Below are 16,702 nucleotides of genomic sequence, written 5' to 3' on the forward strand. Positions count from 1 at the left end.
TTTTTTAATTAAAAATAAGACAACAACTATCAATTTCATTTTCCTGATATATCATGAAATACACAAATATTCGTGAATAAGAAAAGATTATTAAAATCAACCGCTTTAGCTATTTTGGTGTCATTATTGATCAAGCTTAACCGATTCAAATAAATATTCACGAAATATCAGGAAACTCAATGAAAACAATGGTCACGATGATTTGCCTGTTTTTGGCAACCATCAACTTTACACACGCACAAGAGCAAAACTCTTCAAAAGACACACAACTAGTCATCGTATATCTAGAAGACAAATCGGAGATTACAGGTGAATTGATCTCTGAGAACGAAACAGAAATCGTAATCAACAGCGTTAGTCTCGGACTACTTACTTTTCAGCAATCGGAAGTTAAAAGAGTGGTTTATTTAGATGGAAAGGGCAGAATGCCTAACCCAAACCCAACTAGATACTTTATTGGCCAATCGGCCTATACGCATGAGAAGGGCGAAGGCTATTATCAGAATATTTATGGCCTATTTAACTTAGTTAGCTACGGAATAACTGACCGCCTGAGTGTTATTGGAGGAGTAGAATTGATCTCCTTATATAGCGGGAACCCTATACTTTTTGCCAATGCCAAATATGGTATTCCCGTAGCACCAAAGCTTAATTTAGCAGCATCTGTTTCTTACCTAACGGTTGCCGGATCTCTTGCTGAACTTAGTGCTGGTACAATAAATGGCCTAGTTACTTACGGTAGCAAAGAGCATCATTTAACAGTTGGAACTGGTTATGCTTTTGCAAACGGTGAAATTGATAGTAGTGGAGTTCTCACTATTGGCGGCATTACCAGACTGAATAAAAGGGTTGCCCTCCTAACGGAAAACTACATTTTAACTTCTGGTGAAGAGGCCATAATCTCGGGAGGCTTAAGGTACATAGCCAAAAAGCTAACCATAGATTTGATGTACTTTGAGGGAGGTTTTCCTGCAATTGATATTGTACTGAAACTTTAAACAGAGCCTCTTTTAATTCCGAGCTTTTTCATTCTTGACTCCAGCGTAGTGGCTTTCATACCAAGGATTTTTGCAGCTCCTTTTTCGCCACTTACCCTCCAAGATGTTCGGTTTAAAACCTCAAGGATATATTTCTTTTCAAACTGAGCCAAAGTTTCTAATTCTACAGAGTTAGAAACTTTGGTTTTTTTAGGAATCCAATCTCCAAGCTCTAGCTTATTCTCGGGCGATAGAATTACAGCCCTTTCAATTACATTCTCTAGCTCCCTAATATTTCCAGGCCATTCATAAGCCAAAAGTGCGTTTAGCGCTCTTTTAGGAATATTGGTAATTCGCTTACCTAGCTTGCCTGCAAAGCGCTCTGTGAAGTACTTAACCAAAAGCGCTATATCTTCTTTTCGCTCGCGAAGCGGAATGCTATATACAGGGAACACATTCAATCTGTAAAACAGATCTGCTCTGAACCTGCCTTCTTCTACTTCTTCTTCAAGTCTTCTATTGGTAGCAGCAATGACTCTAACATTTACTTTTTGAGTGGTGGTGCTTCCGAGTCTTTCAAACTCACCCTCTTGCAATGCCCTCAATAGTTTTGATTGCAGCTCCAGTGGAAGCTCACCAATTTCATCCAGGAATAGTGTACCCTGATCGGCTAGTTCAAAACGGCCAATTTTACGACTGATAGCTCCTGTAAAAGCTCCTTTTTCGTGGCCGAAAAGCTCACTCTCAATCAGATTGGCTGGCAGTGCGGCACAGTTTACTTTTACTAAAGGCCTATTTCTTCTGGGTGAAATATTGTGAATCGCCCTTGCCAACAACTCCTTTCCTGTGCCAGATTCTCCCAGAATCAGAACTGTCGCATCTGTTGCTGCCACTTGCTCACAGGTAGCTAAAACCGATTTAAAACGATCGCTTTGGGTAATGATTTCCTCAAAATTATGTTCTAGCTGAATCTCTTCTTGTAAATAAGTATTCTCGGCCTCTAGTTTGTCTTTTAGGCTTTTGACCTCCTCCATTGCAGAAAGCAATTTTTCGCTAGAAATATTTCGCTCAATTTCTGCAGCAGCCCTATCAGAGAATATCTTAATGATTTCTTGCTCGCCTGGAGAGAGGTCCAATTTTTTGTTGTTGAAAAGACCAATATGACCGATTACTTCGCCCGCTCTGTTGGTAATAGGCGCACCAAAATAGCCCTCAACCCCAGCTTCTCTGGTGTATTGCTTGTCCGTTTTTTCTTTGATGAGCAACGGTTCATTGGTTCTAAGTATAATGTCGCATGGGGTTCCGGCCACATCGTACTCCACATTTTCCTTAATCTCATCTCCTTTATAAAAGGCCAGTGTTCTAAGCCTCGATTTGGTATGATCTGTACATTCCGAAACTAAAACCATGTGAACGTTTAGTGCCTCCGAAATGCGCTCTACCAAAGTGCGGAAAAAGTCAGTCCCAATTTTGGTGGCTGTAGCCTCAGTTATAGACTTTAAGAGTCGCTCTTGCCTCTGCCTTTGAGAAATATCCAGAATGAAGCTTACGTTGTACGCCTCTCCTTCGAACTCAATGTGATTAATAAAGATTTCTACCGGAAACTCCTCACCATTCTTTTTTACATGGCTAGACTCAAAGCTAAGGTTCTGAACTTCCTTAGATTTCGCCCATGTTTCTGCATAGCGCTTCTCGTCAAAATTTGGATTGATATCGAGAATAGATAGCCGTTGAAATTCCTTCAGCGAATAACCATATTGATTTATGGCAGTGTCGTTGGCAAAGTGAATCCTGCCATTTTCATCCATCCAGAAAATAGAAGCCAAGGCGCGCTCAACAGTAAACTGAGCCAATAGAGGGTGCTCCGATATGTTACTCTCGAATTTCATTTCCCGAAATTTCGTGATTAATTTAAGTAATCTGTTCTTATTTCAACCTGAATTGTCGGCCAAATGATCTTTAAGAACAACCGCGCCAAACAGTTTTCTCGTTTATCTGCCGAAACAAATACCATGAAACAAGTCGTCTTTTTACTCCTCCTACTCTCAAGCTGGCAACTTTCGGCACAAGACCCACCATACGCTAAAAAGCACTACAATTTGCAGAAAGGCGTGGCTATTCAGGGTTACGATCCTGTAAGTTATTTTAAAGCGGACTCAGCAGAAAAGGGTAAAGAATCAATAGCCTATAACCATAATGGGATTGTTTATTACTTCAGCTCGCAAGCCAACAAGCAAGCATTTATTGAAAACCCAGCTAAATATGAGCCACAATATGGGGGCTATTGTGCTTATGCCATGGCAGATGGAGACAAGGTGAAAATTGACCCGGAGACATTCAAGATTGTAGATGGCAAGCTCTATTTGTTTTACAATTTCAGGCTTACAAACACTCTCAAACTTTGGAATAAAGAAGAAACAGAACTGCTGCCTAAGGCTGAAATGGAATGGTTGAAAATTATTAAAAACTAAGCCAGAACACTATTTCCCTTTTTTAGCTCTCAAAAAGCCCTAATTTTAATCAAGACTTTTTTAAATGGAACTTCAAGAAGTATCAAAATCTATCTTAAATCAGCTTATAGACGTTTCTAAGCAACTTAAAGGCGATCAGTTTAGTGAGCGACTCAATGTGCTTTCGGGCAATACAATTGGAAAGCATGTTAGACATATTATTGAATTTTTCGACCTAATGATGCTTGGTTCGGCCTCTGGCTTTGTGAACTATGATCAGCGGAGCCATGATAAAGTGATTGAGTCGAACTCTCAGTTGGCCATAGAAAAGATGCATGCGCTAAAGCAAGAGATTGATGCCATAACAAAAGATTTTCCGATCACTCTACAGGTTAATTATGGAGCCGAGGGAGGTAAAAATCAGACTATGAACAGCTCATACTTCAGAGAGCTTCAGTATAATATTGAACATGCCATACATCATATGGCTATTATCAAAATCGCCATTGGCGCCTGTTTCACCGAAGTGGAACTTCCGGCCAACTTTGGTGTTGCCTATTCTACAGTTAGGTATCAAAAACAGCTTGCATGTGCACAGTAACTTTCTTGCCTAAGGGCGAAGAAGATTTCATTATTACTTCTAATCGTGATGAAGACCCTCAAAGGGCAACACACGAACTCACCTCTCAGAATCTAGGCGGCAGGTTGGTATATTTTCCTCAAGACCCCAAAGCTGGGGGCACTTGGTTTGCCACAGATAAAGAAAATTTCACTCTGGTTTTATTGAATGGTGGTTTTGAGAAGCATAGCCATAAACCACCATACCGTATTAGTAGAGGAATTATGCTTTTGCAATTCTTTGAAATCAATTCAGTCAAAGACTTTGTAGAGCTTTATAATTTCGATGGAATAGAACCATTCACTCTTGTTCTGATAGATCATTCAGGAAATGAAGTCAAACTGCACCAGTTGGTTTGGTCTGGCAAAGAATTGGATCATCAGCAACTCAAAAACACTCCTCATATTTGGTCATCGTCTACGCTTTATCCGCAGCCCGTTAGAGATGAAAGAAGAAGGTGGTTTAAGGAATGGCTGGTAGGGAGAGAGAGCTACTCTCAGGGCGAAATTCTTGAGTTCCACCAGTTTGGTGGTAAGGGAGATGCTTGGAACGATTTTGTAATGAATCGAGAAGGAAGGGTACAAACAGTAAGCGTCACCTCTCTAGACAAGAAAAGTGACGCTTTCCATTTTCAACATAAAAGCTTGGTTTAGCCTAGGTCGAACTTAATACCTTGAGCAAGCGGAAGCTTGTCAGTATAGTTTATGGTATTGGTTTGTCTTCTCATGTAGCCTTTCCAAGCATCTGAGCCAGACTCGCGTCCGCCACCAGTTTCTTTTTCACCACCAAATGCACCACCAATCTCTGCTCCTGAAGTACCAATGTTCACGTTGGCAATTCCACAATCTGAACCAGTGGCTGATAGGAAAGTATAGGCTTCCTGTACGTTGTTAGTCATAATGGCTGAAGAAAGACCCTGCTTCACACCATTCTGGATAGCAATGGCATTATTCACATCACCTGAGTACTTCATTAAGTACAGAATTGGTGCGAAAGTCTCTTCTTGAACAGTTGCATAGCTGTTTTCAGCTTCAACAATACAAGGTTTTACATAACAACCGCTTTCGTAGCCCTCGCCCTCAAGTACCCCTCCTTCAACAATTACTTTACCGCCTTCTTTTTGAACAGCTTCAATGGCATTCAAGTAATTATTCACAGAATCTGTATCGATAAGTGGACCTACGTGGTTTGTTTCATCTAGTGGGTTGCCAATTCTAAGTTGCTTATAGGCATTTACAATCGCGTCTTTCACTTTGTCGTAAATAGACTCGTGAATGATGATTCTTCTGGTTGAGGTACAACGCTGACCTGCAGTTCCTACAGCACCGAAAACACTTCCGATTACTGTCATTTTCAGATCGGCCTCAGGAGTGACAATGATTGCATTGTTACCACCAAGCTCAAGAATGGACTTGCCTAGTCTTGAGGCAACAGTTTGCCCAACGATTTTCCCCATTCTGATTGATCCAGTTGCTGAAATCAATGGTACACGCTCATCTTTAGTCATCATTTCACCTACGGTGTAATCACCATTGATTAGACAAGAAATACCTTCTGGCATATCGTTTTCCTTCAATGTTTCGGTGATCAAGTTCTGGCAAGCGATACCAGTAAGAGGGGTCTTCTCAGAAGGTTTCCAAACGCAAACATCGCCACAAACCCAAGCTAAAGCAGTGTTCCAAGCCCAAACAGCAACAGGGAAGTTGAATGCTGAAATGATTCCAACTACTCCTAGCGGATGCCACTGCTCTTGCATGTGGTGTCCTGGTCTTTCAGACTTAATGGTTAGGCCATGCAGCTGACGAGAAAGTCCTACTGCAAAGTCACAGATGTCGATCATTTCCTGAACTTCACCCAAGCCCTCTTGGTAAGACTTACCCATTTCAAACGAAACAAGCTTGCCTAAATCTTCTTTATGTGCTCTCAGTTTTTCTCCGAACTGACGTACAACTTCACCTCTCATTGGAGCAGTTACATCTCTCCACTGCAAGAATGCCTGCTGTGCAGTATCTATCACCTGGTCATATTCTGCGCGTGTAGTTGCAGTTACAGAAGCAATGTATGCCCCAGTAACAGGCGTGTAAGATTTTAACTCTTCGCCATTTCCAGTAGACTTTGAGCCTGTTGATGTTCCATTATTTTTTTCTTGAACTCCCAGGTTCTTTAGAACCTGTTCAATACCAAAATTCTCCATTTCTGTTTCCTTAGATTAGTTCTTTGCTCAACATTACAAGTATTTTTAGAGGTCTGCAAAAAATGAGCGACTTGGTTCTGCAGACAATAAAAAAGCCTCCTTCCGATACTTCAGAAAGGAGGCTCAAATTCTTGAGTATATTTTACCAGTTTATTCTGAAATACTCCTTTTCTCCATCAGGGTATTTACCCATTACGTAGAAATCTCTCTTTTTAGCGTCAATCAATTGCTGAAACTCTTCAAGGTTCTCGATGTCCACATCGCCCACTTTAGTGATTACGAAGCCTTCAAGAATCCCTGCTTCACTCCAAGCACCTTCGCCTAACTCCAGTAGCTGCACGCCACCATCTACTCTCAGTCTACTTTTGATTCTATCATTGATGTCTATAAAAGTAGAACCTTCAATTTTGTAGCTCAACTGAATTTCTTCTGGTGAAAGATCTGCTACAAAATCATCTTTCTTTCTAAGTGTAAGATTGGTTTCCTTTTGCTTTCCATTACGCTTGAACTTAACTACAATCTGATCACCCGGCCTTTGTCTAGCCACCAATTCCTGTAGTTCACTTGTGGTTCTAACAGCTCTTTCATTGATTCCCACAATTACATCGTTCGCCTTTATTCCTGCTTTATCGGCTGCGCCTCCTGGGTTTACTTCGCGAATAAGAACCCCACTTAACTCATCGGTTGTTCTTCCATCAGCATCTGTTATGGTAACTCCTAGCAAGCCTCTCTGAACTTCGCCAAACTCAAGTAGATCGTCCATTACTTTCTTCACAAGAATAGAGGGTACCGCGAATGAGTAGCCATTAAAAGTTCCTGTATTGGTAGCAATTGCGGTGTTAATTCCGATAAGTTCTCCTTCAAGGTTTACAAGTGCTCCACCGCTATTACCTCTATTTACAACGGCATCAGTCTGAATGAAAGACTCAATTCCGTAGTTTCTTTCTCTTCCACTTTGAATCAGGTTGATGTTTCTAGCTTTTGCGCTTACAATTCCTGCTGTAACAGTATTATTTAGGTCGAACGGATTTCCCACGGCAAGCACCCATTCACCAATGTCTACCTGATCTGAATCGCCAAACTCAACATAAGGAAGGTTGTCGGTTTTAATTTTGATCAAAGCTAAATCAGTGTCTTCATCTACTCCAATTAACTCCGCATCATATCTTCTATTATCGTCTAAGCGTACTTCAAGCTCATCCGCTCCGTCTACCACATGATAATTGGTGGCAACATATCCGTCTTTGGAAATGATTACACCAGAGCCAGTAGACTGACGAGTTCTTTCTCCTCTTCCAAACCATTTCGAAAATGAACCAGACCTGTTGTAGGTAGAAGTATTTGTGATATGAACCACCGCAGGAACTGCTGCCCTAGAGGCCTTAATGAAATTAATGCCTTCAGGAACGATGTAGTCTTTAGTAGAACTATCTATCTCTCCAAAAGAGGTAGTTACTGCTGAGGGATTGCCGAGGCCAATGTTTTGTCCGTTTCCGCCAGAACCAATAAGGCTCATTCCCACCAACACAATTATGCCTCCTAATAAAGAAGAGGCCAATAAACCTAGAAAAAACTGTCTTCTCGAAACCATACACTTACCGTTCTAATGTGACTTCATAACGATTCTGTAAAACCGCAAGTTTTAATTTATTCAAAATAAAGCAGTTCTTAACTCCATTTAACAATTTTCACCACGAAAAAAGGCCGCCAAAACTGGCGGCCCCTAATCAACCTCAACAACACAAACCTACTTCACGGTTATCTTACTCACTAACTTCTTGGTCTCGTCTTTTGGAATTACCAAGCTTAAAATTCCATTTTCATAGCTTGCCTCAATTTTGTCGCTCACAATATTATCTGGCAATTGGAAAGACTTTTTGAAAGAACCATACTCGGTCTGAATAGAGTAGAAGTTCTTCTCGCTTTTCTCTTTCTCAAACTTTCTTTCACCACTGATGGTAAGCAGACCATCATTCAAATCGATGTTGAAATCTTTTTTGTTGAAACCAGGAACCGCTACTTCAATTTCGAAAGACTTCTCAGTCTCGGCTATATCGGTTCTAGGATTAAAAGTATTCGCACCATTCTCTAAACCTTCATTAAAGAATTTGTCGAAAAATTTGTCCATTGTGTTTGGAACAAACATGCTTGGGGTTCTTTTTATCATATTCATATCTTCTGAGCTTTTAGTTTTATCAATCATTTGCCCCAGTATATGTGAAAATCGTACCAAGCGATTTTTTCGTATTTTTTGCGCCATAATGTCTTGATTAATCAAGAATCAACTAATAATTCAGCCACATTGACAGTTTTCAGTCATCAAACTTGCTTATGAGATCATCAACACTTTCCATATTTTAGGAAGATTAATTTTTTTTGAAATGTCTCTCGATAGAAAACACCTACTCAAGGCCATGGGGCCTGGAATTCTATTTGCCAGCACCTGTATTGGCGTTTCGCATTTGGTCCAATCTACTCGAGCTGGTGCGGACTATGGATTTCAGCTCATTGTTTTTATAATTCTAGCCAACCTGTTCAAGTATCCCTTCTTTGAATTCGGAAGCAGGTATGCGGGAGCTACAAAAAAGAGCATTTTAGAGGGCTATCAGCAAGAAGGCAAGTGGGTGCTTTGGGTCTACTTTCTGTTGAGCTTAGCTTCTATGTTCACCGTTACGGCAGCAGTTACTTTTGTAACGGCTGGCATGCTCAATAACCTCATGGGTTGGTCTTTCGACCCCACCATTCTCTCTGGGTGTATTTTAGCGTTTTGTACTCTACTGCTGGCTTTTGGTAAGTATAGCTTGCTAGATGGCTTATTAAAAATTATTGGCTCAGTACTCCTTATATCTACCTTGGTGGCCTTCTTTGGGGTATTGGGGAAAGGTCAAATTCAGCCCATAGAAAGCTTTGTTCCGAAAGAACTAATGGAACGAGAAGGCATAATATTCCTAATTGCCCTTATGGGATGGATGCCCACTGCGGTCGACCTGAGTACCTGGAATAGCCTGTGGGCGGTTGAGAGGATGAAGCAAACCGGCTATCAACCTAAGTTGAAAGAAATACTTTTCGATTTCAATTTCGGATACCTCATCACCGCCTTTCTGGCTTTATGTTTTCTTACGCTAGGGGCATACGTAATGTACGGGTCGGGTGTGGAGCTATCTAGTAATAGTGCCGAGTTTTCAGATCAGGTGGTAAGGCTCTACACCAGTGCTATTGGAGACTGGGCGTACCTTATAATTGCCATAGCCGCATTTTCCACCATGTTTAGTACCACCATTACCGTAGTAGATGGTTTTGGACGCGCCATGGGAGAAACAGTTCGGCTTATGTTCTTCAAAAATGCAGGAGTTAAGACACTTTATACCGCAATGATGGTAATAGTTGCGGGAGTCTCTTTCATATTCATTTTGCTTTTAGCCTCTAACCTTAAGGATCTGGTAGATCTGGCTACTACTTTATCTTTTGTAATTGCTCCAGTATTCGCCTACATCAATTATAAAGTAATTATGTCCGATCAGATTAAGGACGAATACAAGCCAAAGCCATGGTTGAAAAACTTGGCTCTTGCTGGCCTAATTTTTCTTACTGTGTTCGCCATAATTTACATAATGGTCTACTTCGGAATTATTTCTGTGTGATTTTCGCTAAAATCTGCTGAAACATTTTGCATTATAAATTAGCATCTGCTAATATTGCACACCCATTCGGAAAACGATCTGAATAGAAGATAAAATTCCTCCTTTCCCGATAGCTATCGGGACAGTTGGTAAAAGAAATATTCCTCCTTAGCTCAGTTGGTTAGAGCATCTGACTGTTAATCAGAGGGTCCTTGGTTCGAGCCCAAGAGGAGGAGCAAAAAGCTGGCTAATTAGCCGGCTTTTTTTGTTTCTAGACCTATGCAAAGCATATATTCTTTACTTCTAAGCACTCAATAAATTCTAGGTTGAGTATTCTTTCATTCTTGAAGAGTAGACTTGAGTTTCACAACGAACCCATCAAAAACAAAACCTGAACAAGAAAAGAGCAGCCTTTGGAAGATTTTACCTGCAATCGTAGTCCTAATTTTCAATTCCTTCGTTGAACAAATCTTTTGAACTCTTCTATCTTTGAGGCAAAACAGAAATCATGAGAAAAAAGATAATAGCTGGTAACTGGAAAATGAACAAAACCCTTTCAGAAGGCCTTTCATTAGCCTCTGAAGTTGTAAACATGGCCAACGATGAAGCCCCATCTGATGTAACTTTGGTGCTTTGTACTCCTGCTATTCATTTATCTCAAGTTTCTGCCATTGCCAAAGACGCAAAGACTGTTTTTGTAGGTGCTCAAAATATTAGTGAGCATGAGTCTGGAGCTTACACCGGAGACCTTTCTGCAGACATGGCCAAATCAGCTGGAGCTAGCTTTGTAATTCTAGGTCACAGCGAAAGAAGAGAGTATCATTTTGAAACAAATACTCAGCTGGCAGAAAGAGTAAAACTGGCTCTTGCCAAAGGTTTAACCCCAATATTCTGCTGTGGTGAAAGCCTAGAAACTCGTGAAGCCAACGAACATGTGGAGTTCGTGAATAATCAATTAAAGGAAAGTCTCTTCGACTTATCTGCAGAGCAAATGAGTCAGGTGGTAATTGCATATGAGCCAATTTGGGCCATCGGAACTGGCGTGACTGCTTCTTCAGACCAAGCGCAAGAAATGCACAAGAGCATCCGTACTTCTTTGGCCTCTAACTTTGGTGAAGATGTAGCGGAAGGAATTTCGATTCTATATGGTGGTTCTATGAAACCAGCCAATGCAGAAGAATTATTAGCACAGCCAGATGTAGATGGTGGCCTTATTGGCGGAGCCTCTCTAAAATCTCGCGATTTCATTGACATAGCTAAGTCTTACTAATGGACTTTATACAAATAAATGTACACTGCGATCCGCCATTTGCGGAAATACTAATCGCAGAAATGGGTGAGCTAGACTTTGATACCTTTATGGAAACCGAAGTCGGTTTTGAAGCATATATTGCTGAAGAAACCTTTAATCACCCAGCTCTGCAAACGCTATTTAATCGGTATCGTCAACAAACCAGAATCTGGTACGAGCTAAAGAAAGTTCCGAGAGAAAACTGGAATGAAGAGTGGGAAAAAAACTATGACCCCATAGCTGTTGGCGACCAGATTTATGTTAGGGCTACTTTTCATGAAGCAAAGCCGAATGTTCCTTATGAGATCATTATTAACCCTCAAATGTCTTTCGGCACTGGGCACCATGAAACCACTCACCAGCTTTTAGCTCTTCAGCTAGAAGTTGATCATCAAGATAAAAAGATACTAGATGTTGGTTCTGGCACTGGAATTCTAGCCATTATGGCGGCCAAGCTAGGCGCACAGTCAGTAGCAGCTACCGACATTGACGATTGGTGTATTGAAAATGCATTCGAAAACTTCGGCCTGAATAATATTGAGCCTGAATTTGTTAAGCAAGGCACTATTCACGAACTCGATTTAACAGAGCAATATGAAATTATTCTGGCGAACATTAACACCCATGTTTTGCTAGATGAAATGGCTGAATACAATAAGCTTTTAGCTGAAAATGGTCATCTTTTCTTAAGCGGTTTTTACGAAACCGACAAACCGCAGATAATAGCTTTAGCTACAGAACTTGGCTTAAAAGAGGTTAAATCTACAACAGAGAAAAACTGGGTTGCGTTACTACTAGAGAAAGTATAGCGTTTATTCAAGATTCTTGCGTTTTCTTCGTTTTTTAACATAACCAAATGCGAACTAACATGCTCAAAGGCATAAAGTTGTCTTTTCTGCTGGTGCTTATTGCTTTACAGTCGGTACATGCTCAAACCGCCACTGAAGGCGACTCGTTGGTTATTCCACCGAACGTTAAGATGATTGTGGAAGCAGAAAACCCAGCCATCTTTCCGCAAGAGTATCACTTCTTTATTGAGGCCTATCAGAATAATCAGTTGTCTGCAACCACTAAAGAAAGACTACTCAAAGCCCTAATTGCCCTAGATCAAAAAAAGGTTCGTATTCGTTACGATATCAAGGAACTGCTCGATGGCCTTAAGCTGGCTAAAGAAGAAAGAAATTTCAGCCAAGAAAGCATGGAGAATTTGGCTTACTCCATTCAGAAAGCAGCTGAAGCTTATGACAGAATTCAACTGAACTATTACTTCGAAACCCTCTATACCTTTCTAAAACACGAAGCCATTTACAAAGACCGATATCAGTCTATAAGCTTTAGAAATGCCGAATACGAGGTGCTATTTAGCGAGGATAATTACAATGCTGAAGAACCAATTGTTTATCAGGAATCTGAGCCAGTAGATGTAGAGACCTTAAGGGCGCAAGCTAGAGGAGAATATGAAGAACCTGAGCAAGTGGTAACCGACCCTTTTACTGAACCAATGCTAGACATGTACAAGGAGTTAGGTTCAGTAATACATCTAAAGCGAGGCGATTTAATCTTGGCCAGTCAGTCGGATACGTTTGAGATTATAGGGACAGAAGGTTTTTTCCTTTTCGATCAAAAACTGTTTAGAGGTCAAGATGGATTTGTAGACTGGTCTACTTTAGGACAACCCAAAGAGGCCATGCAGGTAAGGCTAACGCAATATGAGTTTCCTGTAAATGCTCACGAATTCAAATTTGAAGATGTTTACTTCAAACAACCAGCAAAAATTGACCAACCTATTTCTGGTGTTTTAGACTTGAACATTAGGCCAGGCAGAAGCCTACAGGGCACCTATCCGAGGTTTATTTCTTACAATGCCGATACTCCAATTAAGGGTTTAGGCTCCGAAAAACTCACATTTAAAGGAGGGGTAAACTATCAGGGAATGAATTTTTATTCTAAAACTGCTTATGACGAGCCCTCCACTTTATCTGGCACTGTTAATGGCGAAAAGAAGTTCAAGGCCCTGAGCAAAGGTTTTGTCTTCAACAACAAAGACTCTATTGTATCTGCAGCCAAGGCCGATGTTATTCTGTATCATAACAATGACTCTATCTTTCACCCAGCAGTAGAGTTTAACTATGACTACCAGAAAGACTTACTAGAAATGGAGACTAGCGTAGACGGTTATAAAACTACTCCATTCAGGTCTTCATACTACAACATGGACCTTTCTGGCGACTTATTAAGCTGGGACCTGAACAGTGACTCACTGAACATAACCATTAATTCTGCCAGAGCAGATGTACCACTCTCTCTAGAGTCTAAAGATTTCTATAGTGCCGACAGGTACTTCGATATGTCTCAAATATTCAGTTTTCACCCATTAATAGCCGCAGCCAACATGGCTAAGAAAAGTGGAGGCATATTTTATACCAGCACCATGGCCAGGCAATATCAACTGAACGAAGGTCTGGTAAACAAAGCAATGGAATTGCTCATGTCTCGTGGCATGGTTAAGTACGATGAGGTTACTGGGGCTGTAGAAATTCTGGAGAAGGGCTATCACTACCTAGAGTCTAGCAAAGGCAATAGAGACTATGACGACCTAATTATTTCTTCGGTTATCGCCAACGCACCCAACGCCACCTTCAGCTTTAAAGATTCTGTGTTGACAGTTAGGGGGGTAGACAAGTTTCTGCTCAGTGATTCCTTAGACGTAATTATTACCCCAACCAATAAAGAAATCAGAGTCTTAAAAAACAGAGACATTGAATTCGATGGTGCCCTAGATGCAGGAAACTTTCAGTTTAACGGAGAGCAATTTACCTTTCGATATGACAGCTTCTTGGTAAACTTAACCAAGATCGATTCCATAGAATTAAGGGTTGAAATGGATGCTGGTCAAAGTGAAACACTAAGCAATCAGCTTGAAAAAACTTCTGGTGTTCTGCGCATTAACGACCCCAATAATAAATCGGCTCTTAAGTCTATGCCGGAGTTTCCAATATTCAGCTCATCTGAAAATGCCAGCGTGGTTTTCGATAAGTCAGATGTACTCAAAGGTGCTTACGACAGCACGGTATATTTTGATGTCCCTCCTTTTCAACTAGACAGTGTGGCCGATGCCGACCCATCGAAATACGCTTTTGAAGGTACTTTCTACTCCAACGGAATTCTCCCAGACTTCAATGAAAACTTGAAGATTATGCCCGATAAAAGTTTCGGGTTTATCCACGCTATTCCAGATAGTGGTTACAACCTCTACAGCACGGGAGGTAGGCTGTATGGGGAAGTGCAGTTAGATAAAAATGGTATTACCTCGCCAGGAGTTATTGACTACCTCACAGGAACTTTCGACAATGAACGGGCCACCATGTTTCTAGACTCTTTAGTGGCTGAAAAAGGAATTAAGGGAGGCCTACAGGCAGGTTTTATAGACACCGTTTCTTACCCAGCTATGTCTATAGAAGCCTATGAAATGAACTGGTTGGCTAAGAAAGACAGCATGATTTTGCGCAACCTCGAAAAAGAAAAACCCTTCAGCATTTTTGAAGATCAGGCGAAGCTTAGAGGAGAAATGACATTGCGTAAGACGGGGCTTTTTGGCAAGGGAGAAATGCAGATAGCAGGCTCAACTCTAAACTCAGACTCCATTGCCTATTCTATCAATGCATTTGAGGCCAGAAACAGTAACTTTTTACTCAATGCAGACAATTCGGTAAAACCGATACTGAGCTCTGAAGAGGTTAGAATCAATTTCGATGTAGAAAATCAGCAAGCCAGTATTGAGCCTGAAGTAGCGGGAGCAGCTGCCCTTGAATTTCCTTTTGCACAGTTTAAAACTTCAATTCCCTCTGCCGTTTGGGATGTAAATAATAAGATGGTAACCATGAGTAAGCCAGACGAGGTGCCATTGGAACAATCTTTCTTCTACTCTACCAATAAGCGACTAGACTCACTGGCCTTTATGGCCACAGATGCTGTTTATGACATTGAGAGCAAGGAGCTAAATGTTACTGGTATTCCTTTCATTAAGGTAGCCGATGCCCTCATTACACCAGAAGGCCAGGAGCTTACCATTCTAGAGAATTCAAAAATTGATAGGCTCAAGAATGCAGTCATATTAATGGACACTGCCGGAGCGTATCACAGACTCTACGATGCAGATATAGAAATACTCTCTAGGACCAGCTTTAAAGGTAGAGGAACCTACGAGCTGATTAACGCAGTGCAAGATACATTCGCTATACAGTTCGATGATTTTCAATTTATAGCTAAGGACAAAGAGCATGGCCCACACACGAGATCTAGCGGAAGAGTTACTGCCGAAGAAGGAATTAGAATTTCTCCAGGCTTTATTTATGAGGGAAAAGTGACCATGTATGCTTATAAAAAAGCCCTAGAGCTAGATGGAGCTGTTAAAGTAGACCTTGAAAAATTGAATGAAAGAAACATTTGGATCGAATACTCTTCTGCAGACGACATTCAGGAGGTCATCATTCCTTTCGATGAGGCTAGAACAAGACAAGGTCAACCATTAAATGCGGGAATTCACTTTGATAAACAACAACCTTACATGTCGTTTATCACAGAAAAACGAAGCATTGTAGACGATGATTTCTTCGTTCCTCGTGGTGGGGTTCTTTATTACGATGCCAACAACAGCTCTTTCAGAATAGATAACCCTAACAAGAAGCAAGACCCATCTCAGTATTTCTCTGGGAGCATGTTTAGCTACAATGAAGAGCTTCAGAATGTCTCTTTTGAAGGTAAGCTAAACTTTATGGCTGGCAACAGCCTCAACAATATTCAGGCCGCAGGAAAAGGAAAAGGCAACCTAGACTCTGCCAAATTTGAGGTAGACGCCATGTTTACCATGGCCTTTGGAATGCCTTTAGAAGCGCAAACTGCTTTTGCTGGCAACCTTAAAGAAATGGGAGAGAAATTGGGCGTACCGAAGGCCCATGAAGACCGTTCGGAGCTCATATATAGAGTAGCAGAGTTTATTGGAGATGATGCCACCAGAAAATGGGACAACTCATATCAATCTCTTCCAATACCCCTTGTAAATGCTTCTGGAGGCCTCCTAAACCAAGATTTAGTTATCAGTAATATTCATTTAAACTGGTCTCAAGAGAATAAAGCATTTTACAGCGAGGGTAAGATAAGCGTATCTAATGTCTCTAATGTAGACCTTAACATGGAGCTAGACGGCTACATGGAAATTAGAAAAACGCCAGAAGGAGATATTATGAACCTTCTGTTAGAAATGACTGACGGCACCTGGTATTACTTTATGTACGATGGTTTTGTACTTGAATCATTTTCTTCAAACGATGCATATAATGCTCAAATTCCTAACATCAACACTGGTAAGGGTAAAGTTGGCAGCTTTAGAACCATTCCGAGCTCTAAAGAGCGAATTATTCAGTGGGTAATTGACTTTAAAAAGCTATACTTCGGCATTGATGAACCTTATCAGCTATTGATGGCTTCTGAGTCTAATCAAACACTCAAGAAAAAAGGAGCTGTTCAGGGTGAAGGTTTCTAATTAACTTGC

Annotated in this window: 12 protein-coding genes and 1 tRNA gene; 9 read left to right on the forward strand and 4 right to left on the reverse strand. The window is 40.9% G+C overall.

Going from position 1 to position 16,702, the window contains the following annotated elements:
• Positions 1-179: 179 nt before the first annotated feature.
• Positions 180-998, forward strand: coding sequence for a hypothetical protein (locus tag T7867_RS05740; RefSeq protein WP_185101190.1), 819 nt, complete (start codon positions 180-182; stop codon positions 996-998).
• On the opposite strand, the gene T7867_RS05745 is transcribed toward T7867_RS05740, so the two are convergent.
• The gene (locus T7867_RS05745) at positions 995-2,866 is read right to left on the reverse strand and encodes a sigma-54 interaction domain-containing protein (RefSeq protein WP_068216705.1); all 1,872 of its coding nucleotides are present in this window, start codon (positions 2,864-2,866) and stop codon (positions 995-997) included. The genes T7867_RS05740 and T7867_RS05745 overlap by 4 nt on opposite strands.
• Positions 2,867-2,929: 63 nt before the next feature.
• Between T7867_RS05745 and T7867_RS05750 the strand changes: the two genes are divergently transcribed.
• From T7867_RS05750 to T7867_RS05760, 3 genes are all read left to right on the forward strand, one after another.
• On the forward strand, positions 2,930-3,448 hold the full coding sequence (locus T7867_RS05750; RefSeq protein WP_245660202.1) for a YHS domain-containing (seleno)protein: 519 nt from the start codon (positions 2,930-2,932) through the stop codon (positions 3,446-3,448).
• A 64-nt stretch (positions 3,449-3,512) separates the two neighbouring features.
• Entirely contained in the window at positions 3,513-4,028 is a 516-nt protein-coding gene (locus T7867_RS05755) for a hypothetical protein (RefSeq protein WP_068216707.1), read from the forward strand.
• Entirely contained in the window at positions 4,016-4,699 is a 684-nt protein-coding gene (locus T7867_RS05760) for an NRDE family protein (protein WP_068216709.1), read from the forward strand. The genes T7867_RS05755 and T7867_RS05760 overlap by 13 nt, the downstream gene beginning before the upstream one ends.
• On the opposite strand, the gene amaB is transcribed toward T7867_RS05760, so the two are convergent.
• The 3 genes from amaB to T7867_RS05775 all read right to left on the reverse strand — a co-directional run bounded on the left by amaB (position 4,696) and on the right by T7867_RS05775 (position 8,443).
• Positions 4,696-6,240, reverse strand: a complete 1,545-nt coding sequence (gene amaB, locus T7867_RS05765; protein ID WP_068216711.1) for an L-piperidine-6-carboxylate dehydrogenase — start codon at positions 6,238-6,240, stop codon at positions 4,696-4,698. The genes T7867_RS05760 and amaB overlap by 4 nt on opposite strands.
• Positions 6,241-6,382: 142 nt before the next feature.
• On the reverse strand, positions 6,383-7,831 hold the full coding sequence (locus tag T7867_RS05770; protein WP_068216713.1) for a trypsin-like peptidase domain-containing protein: 1,449 nt from the start codon (positions 7,829-7,831) through the stop codon (positions 6,383-6,385).
• Positions 7,832-7,987: 156 nt separating this feature from the next.
• Positions 7,988-8,443 carry an Hsp20/alpha crystallin family protein gene (locus T7867_RS05775; protein ID WP_322299946.1) on the reverse strand — a complete coding sequence of 152 codons (456 nt, stop codon included), beginning with the start codon at positions 8,441-8,443 and terminating at the stop codon, positions 7,988-7,990.
• 178 nt (positions 8,444-8,621) lie between these two features.
• Here T7867_RS05775 and T7867_RS05780 point away from each other — a divergent pair, with 178 nt between their 5' ends.
• The 5 genes from T7867_RS05780 to T7867_RS05800 all read left to right on the forward strand — a co-directional run bounded on the left by T7867_RS05780 (position 8,622) and on the right by T7867_RS05800 (position 16,693).
• Complete coding sequence (locus tag T7867_RS05780) at positions 8,622-9,881, forward strand: NRAMP family divalent metal transporter (RefSeq protein ID WP_322299947.1); 1,260 nt, start codon at positions 8,622-8,624, stop codon at positions 9,879-9,881.
• A gap of 141 nt (positions 9,882-10,022) precedes the next feature.
• Positions 10,023-10,096 (forward strand) — tRNA-Asn (locus T7867_RS05785).
• A gap of 272 nt (positions 10,097-10,368) precedes the next feature.
• Positions 10,369-11,130: a triose-phosphate isomerase gene (gene tpiA, locus T7867_RS05790; protein WP_068216717.1), complete on the forward strand. Its 762-nt coding sequence runs from the start codon at positions 10,369-10,371 to the stop codon at positions 11,128-11,130.
• Positions 11,130-11,960, forward strand: a complete 831-nt coding sequence (gene prmA / locus T7867_RS05795) for a 50S ribosomal protein L11 methyltransferase (RefSeq protein WP_068216719.1) — start codon at positions 11,130-11,132, stop codon at positions 11,958-11,960. Before tpiA ends, prmA begins: the two co-directional genes overlap by 1 nt.
• 59 nt (positions 11,961-12,019) lie before the next feature.
• Complete coding sequence (locus tag T7867_RS05800) at positions 12,020-16,693, forward strand: hypothetical protein (RefSeq protein WP_322299948.1); 4,674 nt, start codon at positions 12,020-12,022, stop codon at positions 16,691-16,693.
• The last annotated feature ends 9 nt before the right edge of the window (positions 16,694-16,702 follow it).

Origin of the sequence: Roseivirga spongicola, from assembly GCF_034376045.1 — a bacterium.
GTDB classification, from domain to species: domain Bacteria; phylum Bacteroidota; class Bacteroidia; order Cytophagales; family Cyclobacteriaceae; genus Roseivirga; species Roseivirga spongicola.

Coding starts and splice junctions, on each gene's coding strand:
- T7867_RS05740 (WP_185101190.1), top strand. CDS start 180: ATGAAAACAATGGTCACGATGATTTGCCTGTTTTTGGCAACCATCAAC.
- T7867_RS05745 (WP_068216705.1), bottom strand. CDS start 2,866: ATGAAATTCGAGAGTAACATATCGGAGCACCCTCTATTGGCTCAGTTT.
- T7867_RS05750 (WP_245660202.1), top strand. CDS start 2,930: ATGATCTTTAAGAACAACCGCGCCAAACAGTTTTCTCGTTTATCTGCC.
- T7867_RS05755 (WP_068216707.1), top strand. CDS start 3,513: ATGGAACTTCAAGAAGTATCAAAATCTATCTTAAATCAGCTTATAGAC.
- T7867_RS05760 (WP_068216709.1), top strand. CDS start 4,016: ATGTGCACAGTAACTTTCTTGCCTAAGGGCGAAGAAGATTTCATTATT.
- amaB (WP_068216711.1), bottom strand. CDS start 6,240: ATGGAGAATTTTGGTATTGAACAGGTTCTAAAGAACCTGGGAGTTCAA.
- T7867_RS05770 (WP_068216713.1), bottom strand. CDS start 7,831: ATGGTTTCGAGAAGACAGTTTTTTCTAGGTTTATTGGCCTCTTCTTTA.
- T7867_RS05775 (WP_322299946.1), bottom strand. CDS start 8,443: ATGATTGATAAAACTAAAAGCTCAGAAGATATGAATATGATAAAAAGA.
- T7867_RS05780 (WP_322299947.1), top strand. CDS start 8,622: ATGTCTCTCGATAGAAAACACCTACTCAAGGCCATGGGGCCTGGAATT.
- tpiA (WP_068216717.1), top strand. CDS start 10,369: ATGAGAAAAAAGATAATAGCTGGTAACTGGAAAATGAACAAAACCCTT.
- prmA (WP_068216719.1), top strand. CDS start 11,130: ATGGACTTTATACAAATAAATGTACACTGCGATCCGCCATTTGCGGAA.
- T7867_RS05800 (WP_322299948.1), top strand. CDS start 12,020: ATGCTCAAAGGCATAAAGTTGTCTTTTCTGCTGGTGCTTATTGCTTTA.